The 23,429-nt window shown below is 55.2% G+C and carries 18 protein-coding genes; 11 read left to right on the top strand and 7 right to left on the bottom strand.

The window, feature by feature from the left end; genetic code table 11:
* Position 1 precedes the first annotated feature (1 nt).
* The 4 genes from H8696_RS06380 to H8696_RS06365 form a co-directional block, all read right to left on the bottom strand.
* A complete protein-coding gene (locus H8696_RS06380; RefSeq protein WP_249316060.1) occupies positions 2 to 865 on the bottom strand; it encodes a respiratory chain complex I subunit 1 family protein in 864 nt (287 codons plus the stop codon).
* Positions 862 to 2,769, bottom strand: a complete 1,908-nt coding sequence (locus H8696_RS06375) for an NADH-quinone oxidoreductase subunit 5 family protein (RefSeq protein ID WP_249316059.1) — start codon at positions 2,767 to 2,769, stop codon at positions 862 to 864. Before H8696_RS06375 ends, H8696_RS06380 begins: the two co-directional genes overlap by 4 nt.
* Before the next feature lie 89 nt (positions 2,770 to 2,858).
* Complete coding sequence (locus H8696_RS06370) at positions 2,859 to 4,421, bottom strand: glycosyltransferase family 39 protein (protein WP_249316058.1); 1,563 nt, start codon at positions 4,419 to 4,421, stop codon at positions 2,859 to 2,861.
* A gap of 15 nt (positions 4,422 to 4,436) precedes the next feature.
* A complete protein-coding gene (locus tag H8696_RS06365) occupies positions 4,437 to 5,876 on the bottom strand; it encodes an MATE family efflux transporter (protein WP_249316057.1) in 1,440 nt (479 codons plus the stop codon).
* 177 nt (positions 5,877 to 6,053) lie between these two features.
* On the opposite strand from H8696_RS06365, the gene H8696_RS06360 reads away from it, so the two are divergent.
* A complete protein-coding gene (locus tag H8696_RS06360) occupies positions 6,054 to 7,313 on the top strand; it encodes an MFS transporter (protein ID WP_249316056.1) in 1,260 nt (419 codons plus the stop codon).
* A 50-nt stretch (positions 7,314 to 7,363) separates the two neighbouring features.
* Here the strand turns inward: H8696_RS06360 and H8696_RS06355 are convergent, their stop codons facing one another.
* The gene (locus tag H8696_RS06355; RefSeq protein WP_249316055.1) at positions 7,364 to 7,987 is read right to left on the bottom strand and encodes a hypothetical protein; all 624 of its coding nucleotides are present in this window, start codon (positions 7,985 to 7,987) and stop codon (positions 7,364 to 7,366) included.
* A gap of 169 nt (positions 7,988 to 8,156) precedes the next feature.
* Between H8696_RS06355 and pepD the strand changes: the two genes are divergently transcribed.
* The 10 genes from pepD (at position 8,157) to H8696_RS06305 (ending at position 20,092) form a co-directional block, all read left to right on the top strand.
* Positions 8,157 to 9,596 carry a beta-Ala-His dipeptidase gene (gene pepD, locus H8696_RS06350; protein WP_249316054.1) on the top strand — a complete coding sequence of 480 codons (1,440 nt, stop codon included), beginning with the start codon at positions 8,157 to 8,159 and terminating at the stop codon, positions 9,594 to 9,596.
* Between the two features lie 33 nt (positions 9,597 to 9,629).
* Positions 9,630 to 10,871, top strand: a complete 1,242-nt coding sequence (locus H8696_RS06345; RefSeq protein WP_249316053.1) for a M24 family metallopeptidase — start codon at positions 9,630 to 9,632, stop codon at positions 10,869 to 10,871.
* Positions 10,872 to 10,894: 23 nt separating this feature from the next.
* Positions 10,895 to 12,073, top strand: a complete 1,179-nt coding sequence (locus H8696_RS06340; protein WP_407926372.1) for a pyridoxal phosphate-dependent aminotransferase — start codon at positions 10,895 to 10,897, stop codon at positions 12,071 to 12,073.
* Between the two features lie 125 nt (positions 12,074 to 12,198).
* The gene (locus tag H8696_RS06335) at positions 12,199 to 13,314 is read left to right on the top strand and encodes an aminopeptidase (protein ID WP_249316051.1); all 1,116 of its coding nucleotides are present in this window, start codon (positions 12,199 to 12,201) and stop codon (positions 13,312 to 13,314) included.
* Between the two features lie 12 nt (positions 13,315 to 13,326).
* Complete coding sequence (locus H8696_RS06330; protein ID WP_249316050.1) at positions 13,327 to 14,244, top strand: ABC transporter permease; 918 nt, start codon at positions 13,327 to 13,329, stop codon at positions 14,242 to 14,244.
* Positions 14,245 to 14,266: 22 nt separating this feature from the next.
* Positions 14,267 to 15,181: an ABC transporter permease gene (locus H8696_RS06325; protein WP_249316348.1), complete on the top strand. Its 915-nt coding sequence runs from the start codon at positions 14,267 to 14,269 to the stop codon at positions 15,179 to 15,181.
* 3 nt (positions 15,182 to 15,184) lie between these two features.
* A complete protein-coding gene (locus tag H8696_RS06320) occupies positions 15,185 to 16,234 on the top strand; it encodes an ABC transporter ATP-binding protein (protein ID WP_249316049.1) in 1,050 nt (349 codons plus the stop codon).
* Entirely contained in the window at positions 16,215 to 17,168 is a 954-nt protein-coding gene (locus H8696_RS06315) for an ABC transporter ATP-binding protein (protein ID WP_249316048.1), read from the top strand. Before H8696_RS06320 ends, H8696_RS06315 begins: the two co-directional genes overlap by 20 nt.
* A gap of 2 nt (positions 17,169 to 17,170) precedes the next feature.
* A complete protein-coding gene (locus H8696_RS06310) occupies positions 17,171 to 18,415 on the top strand; it encodes an aminopeptidase P family protein (protein ID WP_249316047.1) in 1,245 nt (414 codons plus the stop codon).
* 48 nt (positions 18,416 to 18,463) lie between these two features.
* Positions 18,464 to 20,092 carry a peptide ABC transporter substrate-binding protein gene (locus tag H8696_RS06305; protein WP_249316046.1) on the top strand — a complete coding sequence of 543 codons (1,629 nt, stop codon included), beginning with the start codon at positions 18,464 to 18,466 and terminating at the stop codon, positions 20,090 to 20,092.
* A 49-nt stretch (positions 20,093 to 20,141) separates the two neighbouring features.
* Here H8696_RS06305 and H8696_RS06300 read toward each other — a convergent pair whose 3' ends face one another.
* The gene (locus H8696_RS06300) at positions 20,142 to 22,502 is read right to left on the bottom strand and encodes a homocysteine S-methyltransferase family protein (protein ID WP_249316045.1); all 2,361 of its coding nucleotides are present in this window, start codon (positions 22,500 to 22,502) and stop codon (positions 20,142 to 20,144) included.
* Positions 22,499 to 23,371, bottom strand: a complete 873-nt coding sequence (metF, locus tag H8696_RS06295; RefSeq protein ID WP_249316044.1) for a methylenetetrahydrofolate reductase [NAD(P)H] — start codon at positions 23,369 to 23,371, stop codon at positions 22,499 to 22,501. The genes H8696_RS06300 and metF overlap by 4 nt, the downstream gene beginning before the upstream one ends.
* Positions 23,372 to 23,429 lie beyond the last annotated feature (58 nt).

Genomic DNA, 23,429 nt, shown 5'->3' with positions numbered 1-23,429 from the left:
CTTACTTGACCAGCATGAGGATCATAAGATTGATGACCCCCACGATCAGCGTCACAATCCAGGTGGATCCCAGCATGAGCTGCCATTTGACCCGGGGGAAGGTGTTGTCAAAGAAGATTTCCAGGAAGTAGCACAAAAGACACACGGCCACGGCCACAATCCAGCTCCACCAGGCGCCGGTGAGCACGAACAGCGCCACCACACCCAGCAAAAACACCGTCTCATACCAGTGGGCCAGCTCCACCAGGCCCAGCATGTTGCCGGAAATCTCCGTGGTCAGACCCTTGACCATCTCCTGATGGGCATGATGGGATGTGCTGAGATCAAAGGGAGATTTGCGAAACTTGATGGTCAAAAGATAAATGAAGCCAATGAAGATGCCCGGCATGTAAGCGATGGGCGGAATGGGATAGCTGACGATATCTCCAACCGCAAAACTGTCGGTCACCACGTAAAAGCCGATAGCGGAAAGAAGCACCATGGGCTCGTAGGCCATCATCTGCATGAGCTCCCGCTGAGAGCCCATCTGACTGTAGGGCGAGTTGGCGGAAAAAGCCGACATCACCAGGAAGATTTCCGCCAGGGTGAGGGCGAAGAAAGACAGCAGAATATCCCCGCCGGAGAAGAACAGGCTTCCGGTAAAGACTGTGAAGATGAGGTATCCCCAGACAAGGAAGTTTTGGACCTCGTTGACCACCACCGCTTCCTTGGAAAACAGCTTTAAAATGTCATAGAAGGGCTGAAGAAGGGGCGGTCCCTTCCGGCCCTGAAGCCTGGCGGTAAGCTTGCGGTCCAGCCCGTCCAAGAACCCGCCAATGAAGGGGGCCAGCAGGATATAGCCTGCGATCCATAAAACCTTGTTCATCCGAGCACACCTCCCATCGCCACGCACATAAAGACGATCAAGGCGCCGGTGGACAAAATGATGGATGGCGTGAGCAGTTTTTGCTCGCCAAAGTAGTCGGTCATGTACCAGTTGGCCAGATAAATGGGTTTCTCCTCGCCGTAGGAGTCCACAAATTTTCGATCGTCTCCGGTGTTGACACCGGCCATGTAGGAGGGCACGATTTTATTTTTTCCAAAGGTGAGCAGCCGAATGGCAATGGGCAGGATGACGATCGCACCCAGCATGATGGTCATGATGTGCACGTTGCCCTCGCTGATGATGGTGGGCAGCGGCTGATTAAACATGTTGAACAGCAGCGGATTGATCCAGGCTTCGGAAATCAGCGGGAAGGTGAAGCACAGAATGATCATGATGATGGCAAGGGTGATCAGCGAAAACCACTCGCTGCGGTTGACGGTGTTGGGCAGGCGCTCGCTGTTATGGATCACCGAGACCAGCTTGCCCAGCCACTTCGTCCAGTAGAACAGGGTTGCCGCACTGCCGAAGACCAGAAATACGATAAGGAGAATGCTGGCCGAGTCCACGAAGGCCTTGAGAGCCGCCCATTTGGAGATGAGCATGCCAAAGGGGGCGAGAAACATGCCGGCGATACCAATGATCATGGTAAAGGCCAGCCGGGGAAGCTTGACGATAAGTCCGTGCATATCCTCGATGTTCCGGCTGCCCATATTGCTCTCCACAGCGCCCACGGACAGGAACATGAGGGATTTGGACACGGCATGGAAGATCATAAGCAGGGTGCCGGCCCACACGCCCTCGTGCATGCCGACGCCGGCACAGGCTGCCACCAGACCAAGATTGGCCACCGTGGAATAGGCCAAAACCTTTTTGCCATCGCTTTGGGAGATGGCAAGCAGGGATGCGGCAAGAAATGTGAAGCCGCCGATGGTGGCCACCATGGAACCGGCCAGATTGCCTGTCATAGCCGGGGAAAGGCGGAGCAATAGATAGACGCCGGCCTTCACCATGGTTGCGGAATGCAGTAGTGCGGAGGTGGGCGTGGGCGCCACCATGGCGCCAAGCAGCCATTTGGTGAAGGGAAACTGAGCCGATTTGGTCAGCGCCGCAAAAGCCAGCAAAACCACCGGAATGATGAGGGCCGGCGTATGCATGGCCTCATGAATGAGGGGCTGCAGGTCGGTGATACCAAAGGCCAGGGTGGTATAGATGATGGCGGCGGCAAAAGCGAGGCCGCCCAGAAGATTCATCCAAAGGGCGCGGAAAGCATTGGTGACGGCCTCCTTTGTACGGGTGTAACCGATCAAAAGGAAGGAACAGATGCTGGTGATCTCCCAGAAGAAATAGATCCAGGACAGGCTGCTGGAAAAGACCAGCCCAAACATAGCTCCCAGGAATACGAATAGTATGGAGAAGAAGTAAGGGGAGCGATCCTTGTACTCGGGGTGATGCTTATGATAATCCCGCATATAGCTCGTGGCGTACACGCACACCAGCGTGCCCACCACGCCAATGATAAGGCACATGATGGAGGTGAGATGGTCGGTGTACAGTTCGCTGGCCACATGAGCGGGATGAGCAAGATCCAGCCACACCATCGCCGCCGTCTGCACTAGGGAAAGCAGTGCCACATAGTATTTTTTATGCTTGAAGCTGAGATAGACGATCACGGCCATCAAAATGATTTCTATGGCCACCATCGCCATATTGATCGTGTGAAAATCGAAGATCGTGGGGATGTAGTTGCCAAACTTTTCATTTTCCACCACAAAGAAAATGCTGGCGGCGACAATGATTCCAGCGCAGGAAAATACGATATATTTCCGGGCGGTATCACTGCGGATGAACCGCAATAAAAGCGCCGCGGCAAAGGGGAATAGAATTAGAAATGCAATGACGTACATGGCCCACCCCGTTCATAACTGATAGCTTTATGTCAAAAACACTGGTTATACTACTTTATTATAATGTAAATGTCAATGTAAATTCAAGGTCAGCCCGTGACCTGAACCAGATAATAGTATCCAAAGGCCTTGATTTCGCAGGGGATACCATCAAAAATTGAAGAATCGTATTCATCGGACCGAAGAATGTAGGCCGCTCTCTCGGTAGGATCAATCCGTTCAGGAATACCGGTCCTATAGCGGTCAAAGGAACGGACGAATTCAAAGGGATCCCCCGGGTTATAGAACTCCACCGTGTCCAAATAAAGACGGGGATCCGTCTTGTCTTGGTAAAGTGCAAAAATATAGGGCTGCTGCACCTTGCTGGACAGATAAACCCTGTCCGTTTGTTCGGAGATCTGCGCCAACGCCTCGTCGAACCCGCCAAAAAAGAGATTTTGGGCCCGTGCATTGTAATCGGAGAAATATTGACCGCAAAACAGCGTGAAAGAGATGAGAAGACCGGCCAAAAGAAAAGAAACGCTGCCGCGGATCCGCTCCATGAAATAGATAAAACCCATTGCGGCCAATGCGATAAGGGCGGGAAAGAGGATATTGCAGCGATTGATGTTGACCACAATGGTAAGGGTATGGAGCACGGCGGCTCCTGCCCAGAGCGCGGGAATCCAGGCGGCACTGTTCCGGGAGCGAAGCGCCTTGATAAGGGGTAGGGTGCCAAGGAAAATGAAGGGCACAGCCATAAGATAGATGGCGCCGATGCCCGGAATGGCGTTGGAGATGAGGCCGTCGTCCATGGTGAAAAGAAGCCTCAGTAGCGATATCAGATTCCCCCAGAGGTTTGCAAAAAAGTTTCCGGAAAAGAGATTGACGGTGGCACCGCTTCGCATGGCGGTGAGTCTTGGTATGGACAGTCCGAGGAAGGTGAAGGGTTCAAGGCCCAGCATATTGACCGCAAGAAAAAGAATGAGGGGAAGGGCGACGACAAGGAATGCCCCGCAGCCCATGAAGATGTACCGGCGCTTCCAACCCTTTTGCAGCAGGGCCCACAGGGTGACGGCCGGTAAAAAGAGGGCCATGAAGATCATGGTGGCTGAGTAGGCATAAAGACAGAGCCCGGCCAGAGCCATGCCCAGGATAAAAAAGGCGTTCCTCCGGCGGGCCAAAGCAAAGGCGTAGGCTGCACCCACCATCAGCGGCACGGCCAGGTTGGATTCCAGCGCCCAGCGGCTCATCATGATGTGCCATGGACAGATGGCTATGAGAAAAAATCCCATGAGCGCCGTTTTTCTGCCAAAGCACTCCTTCAAAAATCCATGGAAGAGCACCAGCGTGGGAAGGGACAAAAGCAGCATGGGCAGGCGTACCGCTACGATATTGAGGCCAAAAAGGGCGATAAACGGACGTACCAGATAATTGTAGCCCATGTTTTGCCCGCTGCCCCAGGCCACCGCGTAAACCGGATTGTGATCCCCGTTTCGATCCATGCCGTAGGTCATATCCGCATAGGCATCGTAGGCCATGGAGGCCTCATCCTGATTGATGCCATAGGGAAGCTGGCCAAATTCAAAGACGCGAACAGCGACGGCCAGAAATAAAATGAGGATGAATACGAGACCATATCGGTGATTTTGAATCCAGTTTTGAAGGCCCATGAAGACTCCTTAAAATTAAACTTTGATATTCACCCATTTGCCCCGGCGGAAACGCACCAGTCCGAAAGCGAACCGAAAGAGCTGATCGAAAACGAGAGCCACCCAGGCGCCGGTAAGGCCCCAGCTCAGCACGTTCACATTGAAGGCGGCAAGACCGGGCCGGATGAGCATGATGCCGATACCGGTGATGACGGCGACGGACCGCGTATCGCCTGCGCCCCGCAAGGCCCCGGCGTAGACCATATAGGAATTTTGGAAGGGCTGCAGAGCGGCCACCATCATGAGAATAGGTACGGACATGGCGATGACCGTTTGGTCCTCGGTAAATAGCCCTGCAAGCTGGGCGCCAAAGAGGATGAAACAGGAGGCGAGCACGATGGAAAGAACCATGCAAAGCCGCTGTGTCTGACGGGCATAGGCCTTGGCAAGATCCGGACGGCCCTTGCCCAGGCTCTGGCCAACCAGCGTGGTTGCAGCGATGCCGAAGGCCTGACCGTTGGTGAAGGTAAGCTGCAGGATGTTGAGACTGATTTGGTGGGCGGCGAACACAGCCGTGCCCAGGCTGGATACGGTGCGCACAAAAGTGGTCATGCCCACGCGCATGACCAGCTGTTCGATCATGGAGGGAATGCCGATGCGCACGATGCGCCGGATCATGGGAAAATCCGGCTTCCAGGAGCCGGGATCCCGCAAAGAAACGTATTGATGGCGGCCCAGCACCATGCAAAAGGCCAGCACGCAGCCAATCACCTGTCCAATCACCGTGGCCAGAGAGGCTCCGGCGACACCCAGTGCGGGCATGCCGAAATTGCCGTAGATGAGACCATAATTGAAGAATACGTTGCAGACGTTGGCGGTCAGATTGACGAACATGGAGGCACGGGTATTGCCCGCACCGCGAAGAGCGGCCGTAATAGCGAGCGCCAGCGTGTTGCTGATCAGTCCCAAAAGCTGGATTTTCATATAGGATGTGGCGTAGGGCAGGGTGTCCGGTCCGGCGCCCACCCAGGCCAAAAAGGGTTCAATGATGAAATAACCTGCGGTGGATACAATAATGGATAGCAGAAGGGTGAGCAGCAGATTCTGCCGGAGCACCTTGTTGGCATCCTCCTTGTTATCCGCGCCCTTGAAGCGGGCGATAAGAGCGGTGGCGCCCACGTTCATCGCCACAAAGGTGGCCAGAAAAAGGAGCCTGGGCTGATTGGTGAGCCCCACTGCCGTGATGGCGTAGGTTCCAAGCCTTCCCACCATGATATTGTCCACAAGGCCCATCAGGGATATGAGCACAAGCTCGGTTACCGATGGCCAGGCCAGCTGTATAACATCTTTGCGCATCTCCTTTTTGGAGGGCATGTACGTTTCAGCGGCTGAAGAAGTGTTACCGTCCTGCGGCAAGGCTTCTTCGGCTGCTGAAACCTTGGGACTGTTCTCGTCAGGCGGTTTGTGCAGATCCATTGCGATCCCTTCTTTCAAAAATACTCACTCATTTTAAGTATAGCGGAAAATTATGCTTTTTCAAGCCAAGGTTTTGATAGCCAAATGAATAAACCATGTTTAAAATAGTGAAGGGATACAGGTAAAACATGCGTCTAAACCCATATACCGCATAAAGATAGGATAAAGGAGAGCGGCATGGAACAGGGGAAAAAACTCAGACTTTTTACGAAAAACTTCTTCTTATTATGGCAGGGCCAGTTGGTATCCAGTATCGGAGATGTGATGTACAGCCTGGCTCTCGGATTCTGGGTGCTGCAAAAAACGGGCTCCACCGCTATCATGGGACTGCTTATGGCTGTCAGCGCTCTGCCTCAGCTCATTCTTGGCCCCATTGCCGGCGTGATCGTGGACCGGGCGGACCGCAAATGGATCATTGTGACCATGGACATCGTACGGGGCGTATTCGTGGTCGCCGTAGCGGTACTGGCCATAACTGGCAATCTAGAGGTGTGGATGGTCTTTTTGACCGGCGTGGTAAAGGGAATCTGCGCATCGGTTTTCAATCCCACGGTGAGCGCGTCCCTGCCGGACATGGTGCCCAGCGCCAACCTGCAGCGGGCCAATGCGGCGCTGATGGTGAGCACCAACGGTGTGAACATTTTCTCCAACTCCATCTCCGGCGTGCTCTTTTCCATCGTGGGCGCACCGGTGCTGTTTCTCATCAACGGCATCGCCTATCTGTTCTCTTCCGTGACGGAGATGTTTCTCAAGATTCCCCGGGTACGAAGCGAAAAGGTACAGCAATCCGAGGAGAAGGGTCATTTTCTGGAGGATTTTAAGGACGGGCTCCGTTTCGTGTTTGGCATCAAGCCCCTGATGGGCCTGGCCGGTATCGTGGTGCTGCTCAACTTCTTTTTGAACATTGCGGCGGTGCTGGTCCTGCCCTACTTTGAGCGGGCACCGGACATGGGTGCGGGAAACTACGGCATTTTCATGGGCGCCATGGCCTTGGGCGGCATGCTGGGCTATGGACTCTTGTCCATCTGGAAGGTGCCGCGAAGCATCTTTTCCAAATATTTTGGATGGATCGGTGTTTTAAGCTGTCTGCCGTTTTCCCTGATGGTCTTTCTGCCCTTTGGCGCCATGCTGCCGGTAGCGGTTCTGGGCATGTTTCTCAATGCCGCCATCAACACCATGGCCAACAGCACGCTGCAGGCCGCCGTACCCAGCCATATGCGGGGCAAGTTCTTTGCACTGGCCCTGGCTATGACCTCCGGACTGACACCGGTCGCCATGGCGGTGGGCGGGGTCCTGGGCGATCTTTTTCCCATCAAATGGGTGATCTGCTGCTGCATGGGGCTTGCGGCACTCATGTTCTTTGTGGGAGGATTCATGCCCGGCATCAAAAAGCTGTTTCTGCTGGATCCCGAGACGCAGACGGTGGAAGATCTTTGAGAGAGTATGAAAAAAGGACCGCGAACTGCGCGGTCCTTTTTTTATCAGGATCAGGTGAAATAGACGAGCCCTCCGCCGAGAAGCGCGGTGCTGAACCAAAGCTTGAGGTCGAGCTCAAGCTTTTTGCAGTTGTCGAGGGCCCAAAACCGGCTGTCTTGACTGTGGGCGACAAGCGTGATCCAGTGCCAGCTGTCCAGTTCATCCACCTTGCCGTTGGACAGATTCAAAAAAGCCACGGGCGCGTCCGCGGCCAAACCCTCCAAAAGAAAATCCCGAAAGGGTTCCCATCCTTTGGGCCGGTCGCATAGGGCGGGCACATCGTAGCTGTGGGCGGTGAGCTCCACGCCGAGGTCGCGGGCGTAACGCAACACCCCATTGGAGAAATGGGGCAGTGTATTCACTCCCCGGCGGCCGGGGGTGACATAATTCCATATTTCGCACATATATTGAGCAAAGCGAATGCGCGTCAGCGGACGGGTCAGGCCGGACGCAAGGCGGGGCTCCTTTTGGGCCATGTAGCTCATGATGAGAGAAGCCGAGGTGGGCCCGCAGCCGCTTTGGCGCATCCATCTTGTGGGGAACCAATCTTGACATGCACAGGGATATATTTCGCCCGTACGGTCGTCCGTGATCTCAAAGGCCGCCGGGCTGTGAAGAGCAATTTTTTTGTCCAAACCGTTCACCTTCCAAGGATATCATAGCACAATGGAGGAAGGCCGCGCAATAAAATAATGAAGAAATGGCCTCCCGCCCTTGCTGAATGACCACGTTTTATAGTAAAATAATTAAGTATACCCATAACTTTCCGTTTTTATACGGCAGGCGGGGAAGGAGGCATAGATCATGAATCCATGGGAAGAGGGCCCTGCGGGCAGGGCGCTTGCATTTTTTTACGACATCTGCCGGATCCCCAGAGGATCGGGCAATGAGAAGGCCGTGGCGGATTATGTCCTGGCTGTGGCTGAAAGGCTGGGCCTTTGGGCGCATCGGGACGAAGCGGGCAACGTTTATGTGAAAAAGCCGGGTTCTCCCGGCAAGAAGGATCATCCCGCCATTTTGTTTCAGTCCCATCTTGATATGGTGTGCGAAAAAGATGACAATGTGGACCACGATTTTTTGAAGGATCCCATCGACTTCTATGTGGATGGTGAATGGCTGAAGGCCAGGGGAACCAGCCTGGGCGCCGATGATGGCACCGGCGTGGCGTTCATGCTGGCGATTTTGGAGAATAACGAGGTTGCCATGCCGCCGGTTGAATGCCTGTTTACGGTGGAGGAGGAGACCGGCCTCATCGGCGCGGGCAGGATTGAGACAAAGCACATCGACGCACGGCGAATGGTCAATCTGGACTGCGGCCCGGAAGGCGTCTTTCTCGCCAGCTGTGCAGGCGGCATGACAGGTACGCTGCAAAAGCCCGTGCGCATGGAGCCCGTGCAGGGCAGAACGGTTAAAATCAAGGTGGATGGGCTTATGGGAGGCCATTCCGGCTCCCGCATCCACTGGGGCCTTGGCAACGCCATCAAGATTCTCACCCGGGCGCTGAGAGCGCTGGACGCACAAATTGGGATTCGTCTTTGCGGGCTGGAAGGCGGAGGCAAGGACAACGCTATTCCGAGGATCTGCGGCGCCACGGTGGCTCTTGCGGACGATGGTTCCCGATTGGACGCCTTGCTGAAAGAGCTTTCGGATGGACTCAGAGCTGAGCTCATCCCTGAGGATCAGGCGGGCTTCACGCTGACCTATGAAGAAGCTAAAGCGGAGAGCATGTTTTCCGCCGAGGACAGCGATGCCATCCTTGATCTCCTGCAGCTTTTTCCGAACGGGGTCATGGCCCAGCAGAAGGACAATCCGGTGCCGGTGGTCACCTCCATCAATCTGGCCAATGTGAGTGTGAAGGGTGGCGCCTTTGTGGCGCAGTATTCCATCCGCAGCAACATTGAAAGCCTGAAGGAGGAAGTGGCAGCTGCGGTGCGCACTTTGGCAGGGCGGATGGATGCTGATATTGAGGAGGCCAATGGCTATCCCGGATGGAGCTTTGCGCCGCATTCGGAGATTCGGAAGCTTTGTGTGGAGGTTTACGAGAGGTTCACTGGCCTGAAGGCCGCGGTGGAGGGGGTCCATGCAGGCCTTGAATGCGGCCTCATTCAGCAGAAGATTCCCGATATGGATATCGTGGGCACCGGCTCAACGGCCACAGGAGCCCACTCCACCAAGGAGAGCATGAACCTGCCCTCCTTTGAGAGAACCTATGGCTTTTTGCTGGAACTGCTCAAAACACTTTAAGACTTACCAAGGATAAAAGGAGGAGATTTCCCCATGGAGATTAAATCGGTCAAGGAACAATACAGAATTTTTGACGAGCTTTTAAAAAAGCGTATCGATACCCTGATGCCAAAACTGATGAAGGAGACGGGCATCGATCTTTGGCTCGTTCTTGATCGGGAATATAACGAGGATCCCGTGTTCTGCACGCTGGTGCCCAAGCTGGTGAAGAACGTTTCCCGGCAGGGTCTGCTGGCTTTTTCGCTGATGCCGGACGGCACCTTTGAGGCGCTCAGTCTCTCCCGGCCCAATCCCCGGCTTTGGGACCATTATGTTCAGGCTTACAATCCCAAGGAGGAGACCCAGTGCGAGGCTCTCCGGAATCTGCTGGAGCGAAAGAATCCCAGCACCATCGGAATCAATATTTCCGGAGAATGCCCCATGTGCGACGGCCTTTCCAAAACGATGTATGATGAGCTCATGGACTGCCTGGGCGAGACCTATGCGCCCCGCACCATCAGCGCGGAGAAGCTATGCACCCGCTGGCTGGAGACCCGTATTCCTGAGGAGATTGAGTACTACAAAACGGACATCTATCCCATCGCCGTTCAGGTGATGGACGAGGCCTTTTCCTCAAAGTGCATTGTGCCGGGCAAGACCACCACGGCGGATCTTGAATGGTACATGATGCAGCGCTTCGAAGAGTTTGGCCTTGGCGCTTGGTTCGCCCCGGATGTGGATTCCCAGCGCAAGGGTGAATCGGACGAGCGTATGGTGGGCCAGGTGATCCAGCCCGGCGATCTCATCCACTGCGATATGGGCACCACCTATCTGGGTCTTCGGACGGACAGCCAGCGCATGGCCTATATCTCGGTGAACGGCGAGGACGCGCCCGAGGGAATCCGGGAGGCCTTCAAGACCTGCAACCGGTTCCAGGATATCGTTCGCGCCAGCTTTAAAACTGGCCTCACCGGCAACGAGATTTTTGAAAAAGCCATAGCGGGAGCCAAGGCGGAGGGAATCGAGGCCATGCTTTACAGTCATCCCATTGGTTTTTATGGCCACGGCGCCGGCCCCATCATTGGTTTGTACGACCATCAGGGATTTGTGGAGGGCCGCGGCGAGGCGGCGCTTCATGATGACACCTGCTATGCCCTTGAACTCAACATCCGCCAGTATGTGCCCGAGTGGGATCAGAAGGTGTGCATCATGCTGGAAGAAACGGTGGCCTACACCGGCGGCGAGGTTCAGTTCCTCGATCCTGTGGGCCGCACGAAGCTCATGGTGGTGAAATAATGGCCTTTGATCCAAGGGAACACATGAATGCCGGTTTCTGCGATTTGCAGGGAGGGCTGTTCGGTGAGGTCTCCAAAGCTGATGTGGGCGACGTGGTGGAGCGGCTTACCCGGGAAGGGGTGGCTATGCTTAGTTGGGCCGATCCCTTTAAACCCGACCGCGTCGTACCCGAACATGTGAAAAGGGCGGCAATAGCCGCCATCGAGGGGGGCGCCGAACACTACACGGCGCCCATCGGCAGCAGTGTTCTGAAGGAAAAAATCGCAGAAAAGCTGAGAGCCTACAACAAATTGGATGTGGATGCCCAGCGCAATATTCTGATCACGCCGGGCTCCGATGCGGGCCTTATCTTTGCCATGATGCCCTTTATTGAGCCGGGGGACGAGGTGCTTGTGCCCGATCCCAGCTATCCCAGCAATTTTCTCAATCCAAGACTGCTTGGCGGCAAAACCGTACCGGTGCCCCTGGGCAGCGAGGATGAACTGGACATAGGGGCCATGGAGGCACGGGTGACAGCCCGCACAAAAATGGTTGTGCTCACCCATCCCAACAACCCCACCACCGTTGTCTACAGCCGGGAGGAGCTTTCGGCACTGGCCGATTTTATCATCCGCCACGACCTTATCCTGGTGTGTGACCAGGCCTTCGAAGATATGGTCTATGACGGACGGGAATTTGTGACGCCAGCCTCCCTTCCCGGAATGTTTGAACGGACGCTGACCGTGTGTTCCATCTCCAAGGGCATGGCTTTAAGCGGCTACCGGGTGGGCTACGTGGTGGCCTCGGACAAGATTATGGATGTTCTTTATGGTTCGGCGGTCAACGTTATCGGCGCCACCAGCACCGCGTCCCAGGCCGCGGCCATTGCCGCTTTCGAAGACCCGGGCTTCATGGAAGAATACAAGGCGATCTTTGACCGGCGGCGAAAGGCGGTCTACGATATGTTTAACAGTGTGCCCGGTGTGAAGATGCGCATGCCGCAAAGCGCCTTTCTTTCCTGGGTGGACGTATCGGCGCTGGGAACTTCCGAGGAGATCGTGGATTACCTGATCAAGGATGCAAAGGTATCGGTGAACGATGGAAACGCCTACGGCTCCCGGGGCAGGGGTCACCTTCGGGTCATCCACGGCTGTTATTGGGACGATCGGACGCTGTACGCCGCTTTGGAGCGCATGCAAAAATCGTTGCAAAAACTTGCATAGACCCGTATAATGTGAAAAAACATTTATTTGTACAATCTGTGAATTTTTTGTGGATATTTGAAATGAGAATTCTATAATGCTTTTGATAAGAGCCACAAAATGTTATTTAGGGGGAGGGCAAGGCCTTGAAAGATCCTAGAGTCCAAAAATTGGCGGAAAGCATCGTCAATTATGCCTGCGCCGTGAAAAAGGGAGAAAAAGTGTTGATTGAAACCCACGGATTGGATCCCTTTTTTATCGGTGAATTTGTTAAAGCTGTCTATGACGCCGGCGGCGAACCCCATGTGAACGTGCTGGTGCCCTATTTGGAGCGGCTGTTGATTGAACGCTGCACCGAGGGACAGATGGACCTCATGTTTGGTGTGGATGCCAAAAGGATGCGGGAGATGGATGCGTTTATCGGCATCCGGTTCCCGGAAAATTCTTTCGAGTTTAACGGCATTCCCTACGATAAAATGGAGCTGTATGAGACCCATTATGCGGCCAAGCTCCATAACGATATCCGATGCACCCGCACCCGCTGGTGCACCCTCCGCTATCCCACGCCGGCCATGGCCCAGGCGGCGGGAATGAATCTGGACGAGTTTGAGGATTTCTTCTTCAACGTATGCAACCTGGACTATGCCAAGATGTCGCGAGCCATGGATCCGCTGAAGAAGCTGATGGACAGAACGGACAAGGTGCGCATCACCGGCAGGGGCACCGATCTTGAATTTTCCATCAAGAACATCGGCGCGGTCAAGTGCGACGGTCACTGCAACATTCCCGACGGCGAGGTTTATTCATCGCCGGTACGGGATTCGGTGAACGGCGTAATCACCTACAACACTCCGTCTTTGGAAGGCGGATTCTGCTTTGAAAATATCCGCTTTGAATTTGAGAACGGCAGGATTGTCAAGGCTACTGCCAATGACACGGAGCGGCTGAACAAGGTGCTGGATGTGGATGAGGGCGCACGCTACGTGGGTGAATTTGCCATTGGTATGAATCCCTACATCACCCGGGTGATGAATGAGACCCTCTTTGATGAGAAGATCATGGGATCCATCCATTTCACGCCGGGCAATGCCATCCATGACGCGGACAACGGCAATCGTTCCTCCGTGCACTGGGATCTGGTGTTCATTCAAACGCCGGAGTTCGGCGGCGGAGAGATTATTTTCGACGGCGAAGTGATTCGTAAGGACGGCATGTTTGTCCGGGAAGATCTTCTGGCGCTCAATCCGGAAAATTTAAAGTAGGTGGGGAGTAGCATGGTAAAATATTTCATCAAGCGGTTGTTCATGGCGCTGCTCACGCTGTGGGTGATCGTCACCATGACCTTCTTTTTAATGCATGCCGTGCCCGGCAATCCCTTTGAGGATAAAAAGAAGATACCAGCGGATGTTCTGGCCAACATGGAGGCCAAGTATGGTCTGGACAAGCCGGTGACGGAACAATATCTCATTTATATGAAGAATCTGCTTCAGGGAGATTTGGGCATTTCCCTCAAATATAAGAACCGTTCGGTCAACAGCATGATCGCGCAGGGCTTCCCCGTATCGGCCACGCTGGGCTTGGCGGCGGGCGTGCTGGGCATCTCGCTGGGCGTGCTGTTTGGCATTCTGGCCGGTGTGAAGCGCGGCAAGCCCATCGATTATCTGGTGATCGTGATCGCCATCCTGGGTGTATCCGTACCGGCTTTCGTGTTTGCAAGCTTATTCCAATACTTCTTTGCGGGCAAGCTGCACTGGTTCCCGGTGGCGGGCTGGGGCGGATTGAAATACATGATCCTGCCGGCTCTGGCTTTGGGCCTTCGCATGATTGCCTACATTGCCCGCATGATGCGTACCAGCATGCTGGACGTGCTGGGTCAGGATTACATCAAGACGGCGAAGGCGAAGGGCCTTTCCAATATGGAGGTCATTACCCGACACACCATAAGAAACGCCATCACGCCCATTATCACTGTGGTGGGTGTGCAGCTGGCCAGCATTCTGGTGGGCTCCTTCGTTATTGAGAACATTTTCAGTATCCCCGGCGTGGGCAAATTTCTGGTGGATGCGGTTCAGGGCAATGACTATACCGTGATTATGGGCATGACGGTCTTCTATGCCGCCATACTGGTCACGATGATGTTTATCATCGACATTGTCTATACCCTGGTGGATCCCCGGGTTAAGTTGGATTAAGGAGGGTGTGAACGTGGAAAAAATGGAATTTTCACCGGAATTATTTACACCGTCGGATAAATCCAACCTGGATATGAACAAGATTGTCCGACCGGCGACCACCTATTGGAAGGACGCCTGGCGCAGGCTCAAGGCCAACAAGATTGCCATGGCCTCCATCGTATTGCTGTTGCTCATTTTGGTGCTGGCCATCGTAGGCCCCATGATTCAGCCCTACGGCTACAGCGAACAGAATTCCGCCATGGTCAACCAGGGCCCCTCGGCGGAGCATTGGTTTGGCACGGACAGCCTGGGCCGTGATCTTTTTGTGCGCTGCTGGGTGGGCGCGAGAGTGTCCCTTCTGGTGGCCTTTGTGGCGGCCTTCTTCAACATGACCATCGGCATCATCTATGGCGGCATCTCCGGCTATCTTGGCGGGAAAGTCGACCTTGTGATGATGCGTTTCGTGGAGATCATCTACTCCGTACCGGACCTTCTGTGGGTAATTCTGCTCATGGTTATCCTGGGACCCGGTCTTAACACCATCATAATTTCCATCGCCATCACGGGCTGGGGCAACATGGCCAGGCTGGTCCGCGGCCAGATGCTGCAGCTTAAGCAAAGCGATTATGTGATGGCATCAAAGACTTTGGGCGCATCCTCCAGCCGGATCCTGGTGAAGCATCTTCTGCCCAACACCATGGGTCCCATCATCATTGATCTTACCTTCTCCATTCCCAGCGCCATCTTTACCGAGGCCATGCTGAGTTATTTGGGACTTGGCGTACCGGTGCCGCTGGCCAGCTGGGGCACCCTGGCCAACGAAGGCGCCAGAATGCTGATGCTTGAACCTTATCAGCTGTTCTTCCCGGCACTGCTCATCTCCTTGACCATGCTGGGCTTTAACTTGGTCGGCGATGGACTCAGGGACGCGCTGGATCCCAAGATGAGGAGGTAAATGATGAGCGAAATGAATCAGGCGAATACGCCGCTGCTTGAGATCAAGGATCTCAAAGTGAATTTCAATACCTATGCCGGTGTGGTCCAGGCGGTTAGGGGCGTGAGCTTCACCATGGACCGGGGTGAGATCGTGGCCATTGTGGGTGAGTCGGGCTGCGGCAAGTCAGTGACGGCCCAGACCATCTTGAAACTCAACCCCAGTCCCCCGGCGGAGATTTCGGGGGGCAGCATCCATTTTAACGGCCAGTGCATCAGCGATTACAGCGAAAAGCAGATGCGGAAGATTGCAGGCAATCAGATCAGTATGATTTTCCAGGATCCCATGACCTCCCTCAATCCCACCAAGCGGGTGGGTGCACAGGTGATGGAGGGCATCCTGAAGCATCAAAATGTTTCGAAGGACGAGGCCCGCAAGAGAGCGGTGGAAATGCTTCGGCTGGTGGGTATCTCCAACCCGGAGAACCGGATGCGTCAGTATCCGCATGAATTCTCCGGCGGCATGCGCCAGCGGGTGATGATCGCCATGGCTCTCGTGTGCGATCCCAAGATTCTCATCGCCGACGAGCCCACCACGGCGCTGGATGTGACCATTCAGGCCCAGATTCTGGACCTGATGATGGATCTTCGGGATAAGCTGGGCACCGCCATTTTAATCATCACCCACGACATGGGTGTGGTTGCCGATATTGCCGACAAGGTGGCCATCATGTATGCCGGTGTGATTGTGGAGCAGGGCTCCGTCCAGGAGATTTTCTACAATCCTCAGCACCCCTACACCTGGGGCCTGCTCAACTCCATTCCCGAGCTTTACGCCGATTCGGGACGGCTGGTTCCCATCGTGGGCACGCCGCCCGATCTGCTGGCGCCGCCGGAGGGCTGTCCCTTCTGGGATCGCTGCCAGTACTCCATGAAGGTCTGTGAGAAGCATTTTCCGCCGGCCTTTGAGGCGGGGGAGGGCCACGATGTCCACTGCTGGCTGATGAGCGAAATGGCGCCCAAGGTGGAGAAATCCTTTAAAGGAGTTCAAAAGCATGTTGCTGGAAGTAAATAACCTAAAAAAATATTTTGATCTGCCGGGACACCGGGTTTTGAAGGCCGTGGATGACGTCAGTTTCGCTATCGAGAAGGGGGAGACCCTGGGTTTGGTGGGCGAATCGGGCTGCGGTAAATCCACCCTGGGCCGTACGGTGATCGGTCTTTACGAGCCCACCGCGGGGGAGATCATGTTCGCAGGACAGCGCATCGATAATCTAAAGGGCAGGGAGCGCCGCGAATTGACCCGAAACGTACAGATGATCTTTCAGGATCCCTACGCCAGCCTGAACCCCCGCATGACGGTGCAGGAGATCATTGGCGAGGGGATCGATATTCATCAGCTCTACAAGGGAAAGCGGCGTCAGGATCGTATCATGGAGCTTTTAAGCTTGGTGGGTCTTAACGAGGAGCACGCCAACCGCTTCCCCCATGAGTTCTCCGGTGGCCAGCGCCAGCGCATCGGCATCGCCAGGGCGCTCGCCATTGAGCCCAAGCTGATCATCTGTGATGAGCCCATCTCGGCACTGGATGTGTCCATTCAAGCCCAGGTGGTCAATCTTTTGGATGACCTCCAGCAGCAGCTGGGACTTACCTATTTGTTCATCGCTCATGACATCAGCATGGTGAAGCATATTTCAAACCGCATTGCGGTGATGTACCTTGGCAGCATTGTGGAGTTGGCTACGAGTGAGGAACTCATCGGCCATCCGCTCCATCCCTACACCAAGGCGCTGCTTTCATCGGTGCCCTTTGCGGATCCCGTGGAAAGCCGCAGGCGGGGGAGGATTAAACTGGAAGGAGACGTTCCTAATCCCATCAACACGCCGCCCGGATGCAAATTTCAGGGACGCTGTCCCATCTGTCAGGATGCGTGCAGGCAGGAAGCGCCGCCCATGCGGGAGGTATCTCCCGGTCACTTTGTGAGTTGTTACTTTGTGGAGGAGGGCTAGCTATGTCAAATGAAGTATTTATCCGCCGCCGCGCCATGATTGCCGAGAAGTTGAAGGATGATTCGGTGCTTTTCATGTTCGCGGGGCAGCCGGTGCAGCGCACCGAGGATCAGGATTATCATTTTGCGCCCAACCGAAACTTCTACTATATGACCGGCCTTGAGGAGGCCACCATCGTGCTGATGATCAGCAAGGTGGGGGGCAAGGTGACCAATACCCTGTTTGTGCCCCGGCCCGACCCCTACCAGGAGAAGTATTTCGGCAAAATGAAGGATGCCGATGCCTACCAGTCTTTGGCGGGCGTTGACGAAGCCTATTATCTCGACAAGATGGACTGGACGGTGGAGCGTTTTATTTCCCGAAATCCGGTAAACGACCTCTACATGGACTTTACCAAACGCAACGTGGACTATACCGTGTCCATTGAAAATGCCTACTGCCGCCGCCTTGTGGACTCCTTTCCCTATCTTCGGGTCAGGAATATCCGCCGGGAGATTGCAAACATGCGCCGCTTCAAGGATGCAACGGAGATTGCAAACATGCGCAAAGCCATTGAGATCACGGGCAAGGGCATCGAGGCCATTCTGAAAAACCTCAAAGAGGGCGTTTGGGAGTATCAGCTTCAAGCCCATTTTGAATTTGCCCTGAAGTACTACGGCGCCATGGGCAATGCCTTTTATCCCATCATTGCCGGCGGCAAGAACAGCGTATTCCTGCACTATGAGGACAACAATCAGCAGCTCCACAATGGGGACTTGCTGCTCCTCGACCTTGGCGCGGAGTACAATTACTACGCCGCCGATATCAGCCGGACCTTCCCGGTGGGCGGCCGTTTTTCCGAACGGCAGGCCTACTATTATCAGGCGGTGCTGGATGCCCAAAACGCCGTCATCGAATTCCTGAAGCCGGGCGTGCCTGTGGATGAGACGGTGGATGTGGTCAACGAGGTGCTGGCGGATTACGCCTTGAGGGACGGCCTTATCAAGGAAAAATCGGAGATCGTAAAGTATTTCTCCCATGGCGTAAGCCATTATATCGGACTGGACACCCACGATGTGGGCGACCGGAATCTTCTCCAGCCCGGCATGGTGGTCAGCATGGAGCCGGGAATCTATATTCCCGAGGAGGGCATCGGTATCCGGATCGAGGACGATGCGCTCATCACTGAAACCGGCTGCGAGGTGCTCTCAGCGGGTCTGGTACCCAAGACCATTGAGGAGATCGAAAAATTTTTAGCGGAAGCTTAACGATGGATGACCATTGTTGAGATAAATTTAATTTAGGAGGGAACAAGGATGAAAAGGAGGATTGTGCTGCTGCTGGCATGTGTGATGCTGGTAGCGGCAGTCGTCAGCGGTTGCGGCGGCGACGGTTCCACGGGTAATGCTGGTTCCGATCAGACGCTTACCCTTACGGAAACTGCAGAACCCGCCGATTTGAACCCGCTTACGGCCCAGGATGTATGGTCCAATGAACTGATTGGCGCCACGATGGAGGGCTTGGTCCGTACGAAGGAAAATGGTGTGATTGAGCAGGGTTCCGGCCTTGCTGAGAGCTGGACGGTCAGCGATGACGGACTGGTGTACACCTTTAAACTCCGGGACGCCAAGTGGTCCGATGGCAGTGCCATCACGGCCAACGATTTCGTCTATGCCTGGAAGAGGGCCGTGGACCCCGAAACGGCTTCTCCCTACGCCTATCTGCACTATCCCATCGTAGGTGCTGAGGAATTCAACACCGGCGAGGGTACGGCCGACGATGTGGGCGTGAAGGCTGTGGACGAGAAGACCTTTGAGGTCACCTTGAAGACGCCCACCGAGTATTTCACCGATATGCTGATGCTGAGCGTGTTCTATCCGCTGAAGGAAGGCATCCTGGAAGAGATGGGCGATACCTATGCTTCCGAGCCGGACAAGATGATCTACAGCGGTCCTTTCAAGATCGTCAGCTGGGCCCATGATCAGGAAATCGTGGTGGAAAAAAACCCCGATTACTGGGACGCCGATGCTGTGAAGCTGGACAAGATCGTCTTCAAGATCACCAAGGAGACCAACACCATTGTCAACATGTATGAGAACGGCGACATCGACATGATGGAAGTCATGCCCGAGTTCTTGGATAACTACAAGGACGATGCCGGCTTCCAGACTGTGACCGAGCTTGTGACCGAGTATCTGCACTTCAACCTGCAGAACGAATTCTTTGCCAACGTCAACATCCGCAAGGCTTTTGGTATGGCGATCAACCGTGAGGAGTACGTCAATGACCTCTTGAAGAACGGCTGCACGCCCGCCTATGGTTTCATTCCCCCGGCGATGAACGGCGTGGGCGGCAAGTCCTTCCGCGAGAACAACGGCGACCTGTTCACCGACGCGGGCAAGGACGGCGGCGAAGAGGCGAAGGCGCTGTTTGAACAGGGCCTTCAGGAGCTGGGTAAGACCCGTGAGGATATGACCGGTCTCAGCCTGGTTATCGGCGAGGGCGACATCAACCTCAAGACCGCTCAGGTTTTCCAGGAGGCCTGGAAGAATGTTCTGGGTGTGGACGTGGAGGTCAAGTCCCTCAAGTTTGCTCTGCGTATGACCGAGTACGAGGCTGACTTCACGTTGGGCAAAGAGGGTTGGGGCGCTGACTTCAACGATCCCCAGTCCTTCCTCGATCTGTTCACGTCGAACAGCGAGTACAACTACGGCAAGTGGTCCAACGAGGAATACGACGCTTTGCTGAAGAAGGCTTCCAGCACCACCGGCGACGAGCGTGCGCAGGCGCTGCAGGATGCTGAAAAGATTCTCATTCAAGACGCTGTGATGTATCCAACCTTCTTCCAGAGCCGAAATTTCGTGCATAAGGACTACGTGAAGGGTCATGTTCGCAATGGCTTCGGTCTGTACAGCGAATATAAGTGGACCTACATCGAGAAGTAAAAGGACCTAAAAAACCGCCGGATTTTCCGGCGGTTTTTCTTTTGCGTTCTTATCCGATGACCTCTTTGGCGGCGCGCACAGCGGCCATGGCATCCCGCGCATAGAAGTCGGCCCCCATCTGGCGGGCAAAGGTCTCCGTGAGCACCGCGCCGCCCACAACAACCTTGCAGGGCAGATGCGCTGCTTGAAGAGCGGTGATAGTCTTTTCCATGCTGGGCGTGGTGGTGGTCATCAGGGCGCTGAGCCCCACCAAAGGCGCCTGCGAATCCCTGGCCGCCTCCACGACGCGGGCGGCGGAAACGTCCTTGCCGAGGTCGATCACTTCGTAGCCATAATTTTGCAGTACCACCTTCACGATGTTCTTGCCGATATCGTGGATATCCCCTTCCACGGTGGCCAATACGATGGGACCTTTGCCTTCGCCGCCCTGACCGCTCTCCTCCAACTTGGCCTTGATCACCGTGAAGGCCTGCTGAACTGTTTCGGCGCTGGTTAAAAGCTCCGGCAAAAATAGTTTGCCCGCCTCGTACTGACGGCCAACCTCATCCAAAGCGGGCATGATATCCTGCTGCACCACATCCAAGGGCGCCTTGACGGCGAGAAGCTCCCTTGCCAGATCAGCGGCCCGTTCCTTGCGGCCCTGAAGAACAATGTCATAGAGGGTATCCTTTGCAGCAGCGGGTTTTTCCGCAGCGGGCGCCGCAAAGCCAATGTAGCTGCGGCAGTCGGGGTCCTGGTTCGTCAGCGCCAGCGCTCCGTAGTAAGCGCCCATCATGGCGGGAGAGAGAGGATTGATGATAGCGGCTGTAAGGCCTTGCTGCAGAGCCATCGTCAAGAAGGCGGCGTTGATGCTCTCCCGATTGGGAAGGCCGAAGGAGATATTGGATACGCCAAGGACCGTGCCCACGCCCAGCTCCCTTTTGATGAGCGCAAGGCTTTCAAGGGTGGTCAGAGCCTCCTTTTGGTTGGAGCTGATGGTGAGGGTAAGAGGATCGATCAGGATATCCTTGGGTGCGATGCCGTGACGCTCCGCTCTTTCCACGATGCGCCGAGCGATGGCGAGGCGTCCTTCCGGAGTGCCCGGAATACCTGTCTCATCGAGGGTGAGCCCAATCACCGCGCCGCCATAACGCTGGATTATTGGAAAGACCGCTTCCATGCTCTCCGCCTTGCCGTTTACCGAATTGATGAGGGGCTTGCCGGAATAGATGCGGGCCGCCCTTTCCAAAACGGCGGGATCGGAGCTGTCGATCTGCAATGGAGTGCGCAGGCCATGCTGTAAAGTCTGGATGGCGGCGGCCATCATGGCTTCCTCGTCGATCTCAGGCAGGCCCACGTTGACGTCAAGAATATGGGCACCTGCCGCCTGTTCCGCCAGCCCCTCCGAAAGAAGATAGTCCAGGCTGCCCTCCCGAAGAGCCTGTTTGAAGCGTTTCTTGCCGGTGGGATTGATCCGCTCGCCGATGATCACCGGCACCGGCCCCAGAGGAACCGCCTTGATGGCGGAGGAAACAAAGGCATAAGGCTTGGGCCGGGGCGCCGCGAAGGGAATATTTTTGACGGCTCCCGTCATCTCTGAGATATATTCGGGGGTGGTGCCGCAGCATCCGCCAAGGATGGACACCCCCATGGCCGCCATCCGGGACATGGCCTTGGCGAATTCGCCGGGACCTACGTCGTAGCGGGTTTCGCCGTTCACCAGCTGGGGAAGCCCAGCGTTGGGATTGGCGATGACGGGAACAGAAGCCGCCTGAAGCATCCGCGGCATCAATTTCTCCACCTGATGGGGGCCCAGGCCGCAGTTGAAGCCGATGGCGGAGACGCCCAGCCCTTCCAGCATGGAAACGGCGGCCTCGATGCTTCCGCCGGTGAGAAGCGTACCCTGCTCATCAAAGGTCAGCGTGGTAAAGATGGGCAGCCTGGAATTTTCCTTGGCTGCCAGGACCGCGGCTTTCAGCTCCGTAAGATCGCTGAAGGTTTCAAACAAAATGAGATCGGCGGCGGCTTCGTCGGCAGCGGCCGCCATCTGGCGGTAGGTCTCATAGGCATCCTCCAAGGATAACTCGCCGAGAGGCTCCATCATTTTACCGGTGGGCCCCAGGGATACGGCGACATAACCAGAGCCATGCTTTGCAATAGCCCGGCGGGCTGCACCGACTCCGGCCAGGATGACCGCTTCCGGACGAAGGCCCGCCGGTTCCAGCTTGTAACGGTTGGCCCCGAATGTATTGGAAGTTACAATGTGAGCGCCGCTTTCAAGATAGTGGAGATGAATTCGCTCCACAAGTGCGGGCTGCTCCAGATTGAGGCTTTCCGGAATGCGCCGGCTGAGTCCCAGCCGCTGCAGCTCGGTGCCCATGGCACCGTCAAAGTAAAGACGCTCCTTTGTAAGCCGTTCTAAAACTGTCATGCCTCATCACCTTTCAAAATATGGGACAGATTCTCCGTGATCTGATGGGCCACGTTGCTGTGGTTCATGGTGTAGATGTGGATACCCCTCACGCCATTGGCGGCCAGATCCACGATCTGTTCGGTGGCATAGGCGATGCCCGCCTGCATGAGGGCCTTGGGATTGTCACCGAAGCGGTCCACGATGGCCTTAAATTTGGGCGTAAGGGCGGTTCCGGACAGGGAGCAGATGCGTTTGATCTGCTTCACATGGGTAACCGGCATCACGCCCGCTATCACCGGCACCGTAATACCCTTGCAGGATGCCTGATAGAGGAAGCGGTAGAGTACATCGTTATCAAAAAACATCTGGGTGATCAGAAAATCGCAGCCCTGATCCACCTTTTCTTTGAGAAAGTCCAGTTCGTAATCCTTGCTGGGGCTCTCCACATGGCCTTCGGGATAGCAGGCGGCACCGATGCAGAGGGAGGAACGCTCCTTGATATAAGCGATGAGCTCCTGGGCAAACTTGAATTCTTCCGGGCTCACCATCCCTTCGGGAAGATCGCCGCGGAGCGCGAGTACGTTTTTAATGTTATTTTGCTCCAGGGTTTGGATAACCTCATCGATATAGGGACGAGTTGCTGAAACGCAGGTGAGATGGGCGAGGGCGGTGAGCCCCAAATTATTTTGAATATAATCACAGATGCCCACCGTATTTTTGGCGGTGGACCCGCCCGCTCCATAGGTCACACTGATGAAATCTGGAACGTCCGCCTTGAGCCGCTCGGCAGTGGCGAGAACGGAATCGCAGCTGGCCTGCCCCTTGGGAGGAAAGATCTCATAGGATAGGGTCACCGGACGGATGGACAACAGATCTTTGATGTACATAAACTTGCACCTGCCTTTATGGGATAGCTTATTGTAACATGTTCAGGGTCTATGGACA

It is taken from the genome of Gehongia tenuis, from assembly GCF_014384795.1.
Taxonomy (GTDB): Bacteria; Bacillota; Clostridia; order Christensenellales; family NSJ-53; genus Gehongia; species Gehongia tenuis.
This window is presented reverse-complemented; position numbering and strand designations above follow the sequence as displayed.

What these genes read in the sequence shown, in the direction of transcription:
- H8696_RS06310 (WP_249316047.1), top strand. Translation starts at nt 17,171, where the DNA reads ATGTCAAATGAAGTATTTATCCGCCGCCGCGCCATGATTGCCGAGAAG.
- H8696_RS06300 (WP_249316045.1), bottom strand. Translation starts at nt 22,502, where the DNA reads ATGACAGTTTTAGAACGGCTTACAAAGGAGCGTCTTTACTTTGACGGT.
- H8696_RS06365 (WP_249316057.1), bottom strand. Translation starts at nt 5,876, where the DNA reads ATGGATCTGCACAAACCGCCTGACGAGAACAGTCCCAAGGTTTCAGCA.
- metF (WP_249316044.1), bottom strand. Translation starts at nt 23,371, where the DNA reads ATGTACATCAAAGATCTGTTGTCCATCCGTCCGGTGACCCTATCCTAT.
- H8696_RS06330 (WP_249316050.1), top strand. Translation starts at nt 13,327, where the DNA reads ATGGTAAAATATTTCATCAAGCGGTTGTTCATGGCGCTGCTCACGCTG.
- H8696_RS06345 (WP_249316053.1), top strand. Translation starts at nt 9,630, where the DNA reads ATGGAGATTAAATCGGTCAAGGAACAATACAGAATTTTTGACGAGCTT.
- pepD (WP_249316054.1), top strand. Translation starts at nt 8,157, where the DNA reads ATGAATCCATGGGAAGAGGGCCCTGCGGGCAGGGCGCTTGCATTTTTT.
- H8696_RS06305 (WP_249316046.1), top strand. Translation starts at nt 18,464, where the DNA reads ATGAAAAGGAGGATTGTGCTGCTGCTGGCATGTGTGATGCTGGTAGCG.
- H8696_RS06315 (WP_249316048.1), top strand. Translation starts at nt 16,215, where the DNA reads ATGTTGCTGGAAGTAAATAACCTAAAAAAATATTTTGATCTGCCGGGA.
- H8696_RS06325 (WP_249316348.1), top strand. Translation starts at nt 14,267, where the DNA reads ATGGAATTTTCACCGGAATTATTTACACCGTCGGATAAATCCAACCTG.
- H8696_RS06360 (WP_249316056.1), top strand. Translation starts at nt 6,054, where the DNA reads ATGGAACAGGGGAAAAAACTCAGACTTTTTACGAAAAACTTCTTCTTA.
- H8696_RS06380 (WP_249316060.1), bottom strand. Translation starts at nt 865, where the DNA reads ATGAACAAGGTTTTATGGATCGCAGGCTATATCCTGCTGGCCCCCTTC.
- H8696_RS06375 (WP_249316059.1), bottom strand. Translation starts at nt 2,769, where the DNA reads ATGTACGTCATTGCATTTCTAATTCTATTCCCCTTTGCCGCGGCGCTT.
- H8696_RS06340 (WP_407926372.1), top strand. Translation starts at nt 10,895, where the DNA reads ATGAATGCCGGTTTCTGCGATTTGCAGGGAGGGCTGTTCGGTGAGGTC.
- H8696_RS06320 (WP_249316049.1), top strand. Translation starts at nt 15,185, where the DNA reads ATGAGCGAAATGAATCAGGCGAATACGCCGCTGCTTGAGATCAAGGAT.
- H8696_RS06370 (WP_249316058.1), bottom strand. Translation starts at nt 4,421, where the DNA reads ATGGGCCTTCAAAACTGGATTCAAAATCACCGATATGGTCTCGTATTC.